Annotated in this window: 10 protein-coding genes; 2 read left to right on the top strand and 8 right to left on the bottom strand. The window is 60.6% G+C overall.

All coding sequences use genetic code 11. The features are described 5' to 3' along the window. A partial coding sequence (locus B3520_RS07260; protein WP_286875768.1) for an ATP-binding cassette domain-containing protein occupies positions 1–482 on the bottom strand: 482 nt, incomplete at its 3' end. Between the two features lie 210 nt (positions 483–692). On the opposite strand from B3520_RS07260, the gene B3520_RS07265 reads away from it, so the two are divergent. Further along, the gene (locus tag B3520_RS07265; RefSeq protein WP_286875769.1) at positions 693–2,684 is read left to right on the top strand and encodes a transglycosylase SLT domain-containing protein; all 1,992 of its coding nucleotides are present in this window, start codon (positions 693–695) and stop codon (positions 2,682–2,684) included. An 18-nt stretch (positions 2,685–2,702) separates the two neighbouring features. Here the strand turns inward: B3520_RS07265 and B3520_RS07270 are convergent, their stop codons facing one another. Continuing rightward, positions 2,703–3,641 carry a chemotaxis protein gene (locus tag B3520_RS07270; protein WP_024460347.1) on the bottom strand — a complete coding sequence of 313 codons (939 nt, stop codon included), beginning with the start codon at positions 3,639–3,641 and terminating at the stop codon, positions 2,703–2,705. A gap of 209 nt (positions 3,642–3,850) precedes the next feature. Between B3520_RS07270 and B3520_RS07275 the strand changes: the two genes are divergently transcribed. Then, on the top strand, positions 3,851–5,080 hold the full coding sequence (locus B3520_RS07275; protein WP_286807416.1) for an EAL and HDOD domain-containing protein: 1,230 nt from the start codon (positions 3,851–3,853) through the stop codon (positions 5,078–5,080). A 17-nt stretch (positions 5,081–5,097) separates the two neighbouring features. Here the strand turns inward: B3520_RS07275 and B3520_RS07280 are convergent, their stop codons facing one another. From B3520_RS07280 to B3520_RS07305, 6 genes are all read right to left on the bottom strand, one after another. After that, positions 5,098–5,343, bottom strand: coding sequence for a glutaredoxin family protein (locus B3520_RS07280; RefSeq protein WP_211331041.1), 246 nt, complete (start codon positions 5,341–5,343; stop codon positions 5,098–5,100). Next, complete coding sequence (locus B3520_RS07285) at positions 5,344–6,618, bottom strand: DUF5610 domain-containing protein (protein WP_286807414.1); 1,275 nt, start codon at positions 6,616–6,618, stop codon at positions 5,344–5,346. A 75-nt stretch (positions 6,619–6,693) separates the two neighbouring features. Beyond that, positions 6,694–7,551 (bottom strand): FHA domain-containing protein, encoded by an 858-nt coding sequence (locus tag B3520_RS07290; RefSeq protein ID WP_286875771.1) that lies wholly within the window; start codon positions 7,549–7,551, stop codon positions 6,694–6,696. A 42-nt stretch (positions 7,552–7,593) separates the two neighbouring features. After that, positions 7,594–8,286 carry a sensor histidine kinase gene (locus B3520_RS07295; RefSeq protein ID WP_123637510.1) on the bottom strand — a complete coding sequence of 231 codons (693 nt, stop codon included), beginning with the start codon at positions 8,284–8,286 and terminating at the stop codon, positions 7,594–7,596. Between the two features lie 54 nt (positions 8,287–8,340). After that, a complete protein-coding gene (locus tag B3520_RS07300; protein ID WP_286807412.1) occupies positions 8,341–9,984 on the bottom strand; it encodes a tetratricopeptide repeat-containing response regulator in 1,644 nt (547 codons plus the stop codon). A 115-nt stretch (positions 9,985–10,099) separates the two neighbouring features. After that, positions 10,100–11,905, bottom strand: a complete 1,806-nt coding sequence (locus tag B3520_RS07305; RefSeq protein WP_286807410.1) for a bifunctional diguanylate cyclase/phosphodiesterase — start codon at positions 11,903–11,905, stop codon at positions 10,100–10,102. Position 11,906 lies beyond the last annotated feature (1 nt).

Below are 11,906 nucleotides of genomic sequence, written 5' to 3' on the forward strand. Positions count from 1 at the left end.
ACCCGGCGGCGCCAGCCGCCGGAGAGGTTGGCCATGGCCCAGTCGCCTTCGAGCCCCAGGCGGGTCAGGGTGGTATCCACCTTCTGCTGGAACTGCCAGCCGTCCTGCGCTTCGATCTGCTGTTGCAGGCGCGCCAATTCACTCATATCACTCTCGCCACCGGCGTGGGACAGGTGATGGAATTTCTGCAGCAACTCGCCCACATCCCCCAGCCCCTCGGCCACCAGGTCAAACACGGTTTTGTCATCGGCCTCGGGAAGATCCTGAGCCAACCGCGCCACCTTGACCTCGGGACCCACCTGCACGGTACCGCCATCCAGATCGACCTCACCGGCCAGCACTTTCATCAGGCTGGACTTGCCGGCCCCATTGCGGCCTATCAGGCAGAGTCGGCGACCTTTTTCAACCGACAGGTCAACGCCATCCAGCAGCACTTGCAGGCCATAACTGAGCTGGGCATTTTCTAAGCGAATCAATGACATGGGAACACTTTTTGATGTACTGCACAAAGGGAATAAAAATCCGGTTTTTATCGCGGAACGCCAGTAGCGCGGGCCCCGGGGGCCTGTTATGCTGAACTGACAAGCGCGAGACGGATGGGCATCATACAGCCTTCCTTCACGCCACAGAAGAATAATCCGGTCAATCCGCGAATTACCGGTTCATGCACGAGAGAATGAGGTAGCAACACCATGTGGTCGCTGCGTATTCGGTCCCACGTCTCCCTGTTCGCCGTTTTTGTCGGCCTGCTCCTGGCCCTACCCAGAGTACTCGCGGCCCCCTCGTCGCAAGACGTCGTCTGGCCGGATGCGACCACGACAAGCCCGGAGCGTCTGGCCCAGCGCCAGACATTTCTGGAAGCCCGGGATGCCCTGTCCCGGCGACAGATGACCCGTTACGAAACCCTGCTTGAGCAGTTGGAGGGGTACCCCCTCGCCCCCTACCTTACCTACCGGGAGCTGACCCGCAACCTGCAGAAAGCTTCCCCCGAGGCGGTCGGGGATTTTCTCGAGGCCGAATCGGGCTCCTATCTCGCCCATCAGCTCCAGCGCCAGTGGTTGCACAGCCTCGCCCGCCAGAAACGCTGGGATCAGTATCTCAGCGATTACCCCGGCGCCCTGGGGGACACCGAGCTGGCCTGCCACGCCCTCCACGCCCGCCTGACCCGGGGCGACAAGAGTGCCCTGGATGAGGTCGAACCCCTGTGGAATGTGGCGCGCTCGCAACCGGAGGCCTGTGACCCGGTATTCGACCGCTGGATGGCCGAAGGACGGCTGACACCGGCCATCACCTGGGAGCGCCATACCAAGGCCATCAAGGGACGCGCCTACGGCCTGGCCAACTACCTTGCCCGGCAGATGCCGGATAGCTGGCAAGGCAAAGCCAGACTCATGCGGGAGGTGAACCGCAACCCCAAGGCGCTCGCCCAGACCGCACGTTTTCGCGAGCAGTCCGAGGCCATGCAGGACATCATCAGCCACGGCATTCAACGTCTTGCGCGCCGCGACGCCCTTCAGGCTCTGGCGCTCTGGCGTGGTTACGATGCCCAGCAGCTGTTTTCCCACGCTGAGCGCCTGGCCACCCAGGAAACCATTGCCCAGCGCCTGATTTTCCAGGGCCACCGGGAGCAGGCCGATCAACTGTTGGCTACCGTCCCGGCACTGGGCAATACCGATCTGGTCGAATCATTGATTCGTGACGCCCTGGAGCAACTGGACTGGGAGCGCGCCTATACCTGGCTCAACCAGCTTCCCGCCGAAGCTCAGGACAGCGAGCGGTGGCGCTACTGGCGCGCCCGGATGATCGAGGAGCTGGCGCTGGAGAACACCGGCCCCGAGCCGAGAGATCTCTACGCCGCCGTGGCCGCCACCCGGAGCTTTTACGGGTTCCTCTCCGCCGACAAGCTGGGCTTCGAGTACCGCCTACTGGACCAGCCGGCGCCGGTCTCGGACGCCGTGCTGGCCGACATGGAACAGCACCCGGCGTTGCAGCGCGCCTATGAATGGTTGATGATCGGCGACACCGTTGCGGCCAACCGCGAGTGGTATTACACCGTCCCCGGGCTGGAGCACGAGCGGATCATGGCAGCCGGCAAACTGGCCCAGCGCTGGGGCTGGCACCGCAAAGGCATTCAGGCAATGATCAGTGCTCGTTTCTGGGACGACTTGCAGATGCGCTTTCCCCTCGCCTATCAGGAGCATGTCCAGGCCGCCGCCCGGGACACCGCCATCCACCCTCACCTGCTGTTCGCCATTGCCCGCCAGGAGAGCGCCTTCATGCCCCACGCCCGCTCACCGGCCGGCGCCATGGGGCTGATGCAGCTGATGCCCGCCACCGCTCAGCAGACCGCCCGGAGAGCGGGCGTGCCCTACCGGCGCGCCGATCTGCTCAGCCCGGAGAAAAACATCGCCCTGGGGAGCCGTTACCTGAATGAACTGCTGACCGAATTCGGCGGCAACCGGATTCTCGCCACGGCGGCCTACAACGCCGGCCCCTATCGGGTAAAGCAATGGTTGCGAGAGAAGACCCACAAGTTGCCCTACGACGTCTGGATTGAAACCATACCGTTTCGGGAAACCCGGGGCTATGTACAGAACGTGCTGTCTTACTCGGTGATTTACGGCTACCGGATGGGAGAGAAAAGTCCCTTCATTACGGCGGAGGAGGCAAGCGCGCCCTTCTGATCGGACGCGCGGCCGAAATCAGAGGTTCAGGTAGGCTTTCAGCCGGGCCTGAACCACACTGGCCAACTCGTCCGGCGCGAACTTTGACAGAAAGGCATCACAGCCTACCTTGGATACCATCGCCTGATTGAACCCGCCGCTGAGCGAGGTATGCATGACCACATGCAGGTCCCCGAAATCCGCCGACTGACGGATTTCCGCGGTCAGTCGATAACCGTCCATCTCGGGCATCTCCGCGTCGGTGATCAGCATGACCACCTCATCGGTAACCCGCTTGCCTTCGGCAACCCAAGCCTGCAGTTGCCGCAACGCTTTCAGGCCATCCTGCACCGCAATCAGCTCCAGCCCCAGCTCGCTGAGTGTCTCCCGGACCTGAGCGACGGCGGTTGCCGAGTCCTCGGCAAGCAGCACCTTCAGCCCTCGTGCCCTGGCTTCCCGGGCCAGCGTCTGATCCAGCGTCTGCTCGGAGACCGAGGTGTTCAGTTCCGCCACTTCGGCCAGAACCCGCTCGACGTCCAGAATCTCCACCAGCCGGCCGTCCACACGGGTGATTGAGGTCAGGAAGTGACCGCGTCCCGCCCCTTCCGGTGGCGGCAACACCTCCTCCCAGTTCAGGTTGACAATACGGTCTACCGGCCCGGTCATAAAGGCCTGTACCGAGCGGTTGTATTCCGTGACGATCAGGTTCTGCTCGGTGCCCGGCGGCAGAGCCCGGGCACCGATCGCGGCACTCAGATCCAGTACCGGAATTGTCTGTCCGCGCCACTGGGTCACCCCACACACCTGGGAGTGACTGTGAGGCACCCGGCGCAACCGGGGCATTTTGACCACTTCCTGGACCTTGAAGACATTGATTGCGAACAACTGGGCGCCCCCCAATCGGAACAACAGCAGCTCCAACCGGTTTTCGCCCACCAGGCGGGTTCGCTGATCCACGGTACTGAGCAGGTTTGCCATAGTGAAATCCCCGAAAGAAGGCGCGCTTGATTATTGTCTGATGAGCGTTGCAGCGGCGCCGGATATTGCCAGTCTAGCAGAAATGGCGCAATATTCATCAATTTGGCCTGACCCGTTCCCCCTCCCTCCGCTCCCGGCGATTGTGTACAAGGACCGGACCGGGCTAAACTGGCCCACTGGTTCGATTTAAGGATAACGCAGTAGCCCCCATGTCTGAGCTTCTACCGCTGCTGGCGCGGCAACCCATTTTCAACCGTTCCATGCAGGTCGTCGCCTACGAACTGCTGTGTCGCTCGGGCTCCGGGAACCTGGCCTCCTTCACCAATGGTGACTCCGCCAGCTCGCAGGTATTGCTGCACACTTTCACCGATCTCTCGCTGGAAAAAGTGGTCGGCAAACTCAAAGCCTATATCAATTTTACCCGGACCCTGTTGATCACGCCCCCGCCCTTCGACCGCCGCCAGATGGTGGTGGAAGTTCTCGAAGATCAGGTGGTCGATCAGGCACTGCTGACCGGCCTGACGCAGTTGCGCTCCGAGGGCTATACCATTGCCCTGGATGATTTTGTGCTCACCGAGCAGACCCGCCCTCTGCTGGAGTACGCCGATATCGTCAAGCTCGACGTACTGCAACTGTCGGAAACCGAACTGCTGGATCATATCGAACAGCTCAAACCCCTGGGCCTCACTTTACTGGCCGAAAAGGTCGAAACCTACGAAATGCTCGAGCGTTGCCGGGCCCTGGGGTTCGACCTGTTTCAGGGCTATTTCCTCGCGCGTCCGAAAATTCTCTCGGGTCACAAAATCTCGGAAAGCAAGCAGGCCGTTCTGCAACTGCTCGCCGCCCTGCACGATCCCGATGTATCCATTCTGCGCGTCGAGCAGCTGCTCTCCCAGGACCCGGTGCTGAGCTATAAACTGTTGCGCCTGGTCAACTCCGCCGCCTTTGCCCTGCCGCGAACCATCGAGTCCCTGCGCCAGGCCATCACCTTGCTCGGCCTGGACATCATCAAAAACTGGGTCAACCTGTTGGCCATGGCCAACCTAGGCAACAAACCCACCGAACTGAGTGTGGCGGCGCTGACCCGCGCCCGGATGTGCGAGACCCTCGCCAGTGCCATGCAAAGAGAGGCCCGTCAGGATGCGTTCTTCACCGTCGGCCTGCTGTCCACCCTGGATGCGTTCATGGACGTACCGCTCGATGTGCTGTTGGGCAACCTGTCCCTGAGCCCGGAACTGAGCGAGGCCCTGCTACGCCACCAGGGGCACGAGGGACGGATTCTGGATATCGTGGAGCATTATGAGCGGGGTGCCTGGGGGGCGATCGACTGGTCCTATCTGAGCAGCGTGGGCATCACGGCCAGCCAGCTCTCCCAAGCCTACCTGGAAGCCATTCAGTGGGTTTCCGACACCATGGATCAGATCGGGATAAAGCTCTGAGCCGACCGGAGGTCGCACTATCCTTCGAGTAATCCCGTTACCTCACCCGAGCTGAAGGGCCAGCCCAGTTCCGCTCCGGAATCGGACCGGGCGACCACTGGAATGCGCGTTCCGTAGCGAGCCATCAGGCTATCCGAGTCCGCTATATCCACCTCTTCCAACCGCCACCCGGTCTGTGTCAGTGCAGGCCAGAGTTCATCTTTGGCCTGTTCGCACAGATGACAGCCGAGGGTGGTGTACAGGATCAGAACCGGTTCCGACAATCAGGCCTCCCCGGACGTATCACCGACATCAGCCGAAGAACGCTGAGGCCGTTCGGCACCCACCGGGTCGGTGGTCAGCGTCTCCAGCATCTCCGCCATGAACCCGCGCAGGGACTGGGCTGGAGTCTCGGTTTGATCAGACGGCAGCATACGCTCGGCGACGTCCAGAAGCAGCGTTTCAGGACCCGCAGACACCCGGGATGCATCGGCCAGCGCTGCCTCCAGGCCCCGGAGAAACTGTCCCAAGGGCGCCAGTCGCTCCTGAAGCCCGGGCCCCTGCTCGGGCTTTCCGGTGCTCCGACCATAAGTTTCACTGACCTGCCGGATTGACGATTGACTCAGATTCAGGGAGAAGCTGGCCACTTGCTCGCGGTCGTAACCGAGCGCCATGGCCGATTCCAGCGCCCCATTCAGATCACCGGAGAAGAACTGTTCGGCCAGACGATCAACGCCACCCAGAAGGGATTCGATCGCGGAACGTTCATCGGCATTCAGATCGCCCTCCACGGACCAACTCAATGACCGGCTGGCCGCTGCGGAAAAGGAGGACCCATTGCCCGACCCACTGAGCGACACAGCGGCACTGCTGTTGGCCTGTATGGCAACGCGGTCCCCCTCGGCGGTCATCAGCTCGAAGCTGAACCGACTGGCGCGGGCCTGTTCATATCGATAGGCGAGCGGTCCCTCGGACCGGGAGGTATTGGCACCATCAGCGCGCTCATCCGACGGGGATTGACCCAGTTGGGATTGACCCAGTTGTTGGTCAACAATCCGCTGCCTGAGGTCTTCGACACCGGCCAACACCCGTTCGCGGGTATCATCGATATCGGCCTGGATTTCGGGGGTAAAGCTCGCCAGGGCTTCCAGTTGCTTCTGCGCCTCGGCAAAGCCCTTTTTGAAGCCCTCCAATCCGGCATCCAGGCGCGCCTGCAGTTGAGCTTCGGTGGCGCCTTCGGCCGCGTCTTTGAGGAGTCGACGTTCGATAAAACCAAGTATATTACCCGCGACTTTTTCGGCGCTCAGGGGCTCAAAGCGGTCGAACGCCTGAGCCGCCCCACCGCGCTTCGAGGCGAGCTTTTCGTAGCCCATGGCCAGGGTCTGCTCGATGGTCTGGAACGCTTTCTGCCGGCGCTCCTCCAGGCTGGAGGTCTCGGCACCCGGGGATCGCTCCGATGCCGTCGCTCCCTGAGAGGCAACCCCACCGTTGCGCCCGGACTGTCCGGGGAGAAGGTCCGCCGGGCGACCGGAGGCACTGTGTATTGAGGAAATGGGCATTGTGCACCTCCCGGGAGGCGAGTGAATTTACGATACGCTTTCCCGCGTATCGGCCGACGCCAGCAAACCTTTAGGTTATTTTTTGACCAACCACACGACAACCACCGCGGCCAGCAGCCCCAGCAGGACCAAGCCTCCGACCCAGCCCCGCTGGCGGGCGGTCCGTTCGGACCCAGCGGTCGACGCCGTCGGCTGAGGCTGAACCGTCTGAGGCTCCTTGGCCGCTTCCCGTCGGGTCGTCTCGTCCACTCTGGGTTTCTGCGCGCTCGCCTTTGCTGCGGGCGCCCTGGCCGGAGCAGTGCTGCGTACGGTGGTTTTCCCGAGATCATCGGAGGGGCCAATGACACCGAAGCTCAGGGTATCAAAGCGCAGCTCGTCACCCCGACGAACCCGCGCCTCGGTGACCCGCTCACCATTGAGGAAAGTGCCGTTGGAAGAGCCGAGATCCTTCACGTACAGCAGACCATCCAGAATCTGAAGCTGAGCGTGTCGGCGTGACAGGTGTGCGACCGCCAGATGAATATCACACTCGCTCGAACGCCCCACTACCGTCGTCTCGGCGAGCGGAAATACCCGAGAGCCGAGCGCCGCGCTATTGGGCTTGAGGCTCCACTCGGTAAGCGCCGGCGAGGCCTGGCCAACATCTTTTTTCGGGTCGATGATCTCCAGCTCCAGATCACCAAGGGTTATCCGATCGCCCTCCTGAAGCCTGCAGCGATCATCGATGAGTTTGTCATTGACCCGCAATGGCGTTTCCGGCGCTCGGTTTTTGAGAATGAGGCGGTCGGCGCGAACACCGATGACGAACTGCAGGCTGGCCACGCTGGCGTGGTCCAGGATCAGATCGTTGGTGGCTGAACGCCCCACTTTAACTCCCGGTTCTACCAGCCACACGGACTGGTGCTTATTATGTCGGGCTCGAAGTTTCAGCATAGTTATTATGAATTGCCTGTTAAGGGTTTCAGTGCCCGGCCATCACGGCAGGGTCAGAGTCAGAATGCCACCGCCCAGCGGGCCATCATTGGCCAGTTTAAGGCTGCCGCGGATGCCGTGAGCGCGATGCAGCTGGACAATCCGGGCCGCAAACAGCAGCCCCAGGTTGGTACTGCCACTGGAAAAAGAAACGCCCGCGTTCATCTCCAGTGGGGCATCCAGCATTGACTGGGGGTAACCCTGTCCATCATCGGCAATGCGGATGTCCAGCCCCCGGTCCGTCACCTCAGCGCTGATCAACAGTTGCGAGTGCGAGTACCGGGCACAATTTACCAGAATATTGTTGATCACGCCGCCAAGCAATTCGCTGTCAAAGTACCATTTGAGATCCGGATCACACTTTACTGTCACCTCCAGGTCCCGAGCCTGGAACAGCACATCGTTCCGGTCCACCTGGTCCTCCAGCAGGTCCACCACGTGGTGCTCGTCGACCTGAACCCGCAGCGATTCGTGCTGCATGCGATACAGGGTCAACAGCTGAACAAGCTCACTGTTGATTCGCGATGCTTCGTAGCCGAGCACAGAGAAGGTTTTCCGCTGTGCATCATTTTCCGGCGGGTTGTCCGCCAACATGGACTCCAGAGTATGCAGCAGCATACCCAGCGAGTTTTTCATGTCATGAACGCTGGAGGCCAGTACAAAGCTGAAATCCAGACCCTCATCTTGTTCGTCCATTGCTCTCCCCTCTTGGGTGTTCAGGGTTTGATTCACCAATGCCACGTCACACCCTCAACTACCGATTTTGACTTTGTTCTCGACTTGCCGATGCAGATCCTGAAGCTGCCGGAAGCGACGGAACTGCTCGTGGTTGGGCAGGATGGTGTCAGTCACAAACTGAAGAGTAACCGACACTTTGGCCAGGTCGCTCTCATGAGCACCTTCCCGATCGATTTTATCCAGCAACGCTTGAGCGAGGTTAAGCCGGACGCCGATATGTCGCGGAAACTTGCGCAACGCTTCATCGAAGCATTCAATTGAATCCCGATACTGTTGCTGCTCATAGAAACTGATGCCGCGCTGGTTGATTTCGGCCACCAGCTGCCGGTTTTTATGGCTGACCGGCTCTTCCAGCAGCCGGTCAATTTTTTCCAGATCACGCTCCTGACCGGCGTGCAGAGACGTCAACTCCTCCAGCAATTCGCTGGCCTCAGTGGCCCGATCCGTAGCGCGATAGGTCTTCGCCAGCTCAAGCGAAGCATCCAGACTCAGGACCAGACCCTCATCCGCCAGCAGCGACTGAGTCTGCTCGAGCAATTGCTCCGCCAGTTTTTTATCGCCCTGTCCCGCTGCGATCTGAGCTTCAATCAACAACGCTTCCGCTTTACGATCGATCTGTTTCCCAAACCGCTGCTCGTAATCGCTGAGGGTTTTCAGCGCATCCCGGGCGTATTGCTTGGCCAGCGTTTTGTCTTCGGCGAACAGGGTCGCCGTCGCGCGGGCAAAATCCAGATGAACATCGGCCCGGTCATACACCGAATTCTCGCCCAGTCGAACCGCTTTGCGGTAAGCCGTTGCCGCGGTAACCACATCGTGGTTTTCCATCGCCGTTTCGGCCAGGGTCTGCTGTCGTAAGATCGCGAGCGGAGAGACTTCAACGGCGTGTTCAAGTACTTTCTGAAGACGGTCACGGGCGCCCTGCTCGCGACATATTTGCGCCTGCAGGTCATAGGCCTTCATGAACAACGGGTGTTCCTGCACCGTTTCTTCCAACCATTGCTGCGCCCCCAGAAGATCGCCCCGCGCGCGCTTGACCTCCGCCATGCCGACCATCGCCCAGTCCAGTGAGCGGTGCTCGAGCGCTTCGCGATACAGCGCCTCGGCGGCATCAACATCTCCCATCTCGAGATACAGGTGACCGAGCATTTTCTGGCAGTGAGCCGCGAACCGGCCGTCGGAGGCCACTTCTTTGCGACACAGCTGAATGGCGACATCAAACTGCTTGCCATTGATGGCCCGATACACCGGTGTCAACTTGTCGCGCCGGGCCATCAGGCGATCGAGACGCCGCTGCAGGGATCGGGTGGTGATCGGTTTGGCCAGGTATTCGTCCGGCTCCGAGTCGTAGGCGGCCATCACCATACTGCGGCTGGACTCCGCCGAAATCAGGATAAATACCGCCGTGGGATCAAGAATTTTGTGATAGCGAAGATCTTCGAGTACCTGCTGCCCCGTTTTCCCTTTCCCCAGATTGTGGTCACACAGAATCAGGTCGTACATTTTGGCCTTGCACAGGCGCAGGGCTTCAGCGCCATTGCTGGCGGTATCAATCGAGTTTACGCCCATTTCCTGAAGCATTTTGCTGACGGTCATACGGAAGCTGTCAAAGTCGTCCACAATCAGTGCGTGCAGCTTTTTGTAGCCCGCATAGGCCATAGGGGAGTCTCCGGAACCGAGTCATACAGGGCATCAACGCCTGCCCACAGAATAGCGTATTTACGGAGGGGGTGACAGAAAATCGAGAAAATTCAGGAGTCTGCAGCAGCGCCGGTCATGTGGGCTGGCGCCGGCGGGACTCAAACAGTGAGTTGCCGCCCTGCGCTTTGGCGCTGTGCTTTGCCTCGGCCAGTAACTGAGCCACCTGGTGATGGGTTTTGCAATGTACGGGATCGGGAGTCACACAACCGATGGACAGTGTCAGGGGACCGAAGCGCTGACGCTGGCCAGTGCGATCGTGGCTCCAGTAGTCCCGCTGCTCCGGGGGCATGAGGTCGGCTGCGTCCTCGATGAACTGCGCCAGAATACGCTGGCAGCGAATGCGCCAATCATCACTGCGAAAGACCACGACAAAATCATCACCACCAACATGTCCGACAAAATCCAGAGCCTCGTGGGCGTGCTTGACCAGAAGCGTCCCCAGCATCAGGATCACATCGTCTCCCAACCCGTAACCGAAGGCATCGTTGAACGGTTTGAACTGGTTGATATCGCAATAGGCGACCGTAAAGGGTCGGGCATCGAGAAGTAGCTGGTCTATCCACTCGTACAGAGGCACGTTCCCCGGGAGCTGGGTCAGCGGGTTGCTGTGTCTCGCGAGCCGCATTTTTTCCTCGGTGATACAGCGCAACAGCCGTCCCACCCGAACGACGCCGGCATAGCGGCCCTCCTGTTCGACCAGCAGATCCACGCTCAGATTCTGCAGGGGGTCCTCCGTGACCATCTGGCCGGCCAGTTTCAGTTCGCAATCAACATCAACCCGGATGGTGCGCTTACAGATGAAGGTCGAGATCGGCTTGCCCGCGTGCAGTTCGTAGGAGTATCGATGCGAGAAGATGTTCAAAAGCTCGCTGCGGCTGACCATTCCCAAAGGCCTACCCTCATCCACGACCGGCAGGCAGGTCAGTTGCTGATCGGCCCGAAACCGTTCGACCACCGACAGGGTTGAAACCGTTGGCTCGACGGCCTCGGCGTACTGAACAATGTCACCGACCCGCTGGCGGAAGGTGAAGGTGTCGTGCAATCGCGGCCGAAAACCGACCAGCCCCTCCAGCCCCACCATCTGCCTGGGCGGGTGGCTGCAGGGCCTCAGCAGCAGGTATCCCTGCACATACTCGACCCCCAGTGCGGCGAGCGTGCGCAGCTCCTCTTCGCGCTCGATACCCTCGGCAATCACCCGGTTCCCGAGCCGGTGCGCAATATCCAGCATGGCGCGCACAAACTCCCGCTTGACCGGATCGGCATCGATATCGCTGATAAAATGTCGATCAATTTTGACGTAATCGGGATTGAGCTCACTCCAGACCCGCAGCCCCGCGTAGCCGGCGCCCAGATCATCCAGTGCCACCGCGAACCCCTGGTGGCGAAAGTGATCCGTGGCCGCCCGGAGCGAGACAAACTCATCCAGCGGCTGGCGTTCGGTCAATTCAAAGACCACCCGCTCGGGATCCAGGCCGACCCGGGTCAGAATCTCCCGGGTGACCCCTTCCCGGTAGTGCCGGTCGGTAAAGCTCAATGGCGACATATTAAGAAACAGCTTACCCGGCAGCGCCTGTGCCACAAAAGACTCGCAGGCCACTTCCCGACAGGCGTATTCCAGTGCGGCCAGTTGCTGACTGCACCGGGCCGCGTCAAACAACTGGGCCGGGCTGTGCAGGTCGCTGTCCTCGGGCCCCCGAATGAGCGCTTCGTAACCAACGATCCTGCCACCATCCAGTGCGATGATGGGCTGGAACAGTGGGGTCAGCTGCTTCCGGTCAATCAGGCGTTGCAACGCCTCCGAGGGGGCGGATACCGGGGAAAGCGGGCCATTGGCCAGACAGGACGAGAAATTGGCAGACATTTCTGCATGGTGAAACATC

The organism is Marinimicrobium sp. UBA4509 (assembly GCF_002388575.1).
Taxonomy (GTDB): Bacteria; Pseudomonadota; Gammaproteobacteria; order Pseudomonadales; family Cellvibrionaceae; genus Marinimicrobium; species Marinimicrobium koreense.

Coding starts and splice junctions, on each gene's coding strand:
- B3520_RS07265 (WP_286875769.1), top strand. CDS start 693: ATGTGGTCGCTGCGTATTCGGTCCCACGTCTCCCTGTTCGCCGTTTTT.
- B3520_RS07270 (WP_024460347.1), bottom strand. CDS start 3,641: ATGGCAAACCTGCTCAGTACCGTGGATCAGCGAACCCGCCTGGTGGGC.
- B3520_RS07275 (WP_286807416.1), top strand. CDS start 3,851: ATGTCTGAGCTTCTACCGCTGCTGGCGCGGCAACCCATTTTCAACCGT.
- B3520_RS07285 (WP_286807414.1), bottom strand. CDS start 6,618: ATGCCCATTTCCTCAATACACAGTGCCTCCGGTCGCCCGGCGGACCTT.
- B3520_RS07290 (WP_286875771.1), bottom strand. CDS start 7,551: ATGCTGAAACTTCGAGCCCGACATAATAAGCACCAGTCCGTGTGGCTG.
- B3520_RS07295 (WP_123637510.1), bottom strand. CDS start 8,286: ATGGACGAACAAGATGAGGGTCTGGATTTCAGCTTTGTACTGGCCTCC.
- B3520_RS07300 (WP_286807412.1), bottom strand. CDS start 9,984: ATGGCCTATGCGGGCTACAAAAAGCTGCACGCACTGATTGTGGACGAC.
- B3520_RS07305 (WP_286807410.1), bottom strand. CDS start 11,905: ATGTTTCACCATGCAGAAATGTCTGCCAATTTCTCGTCCTGTCTGGCC.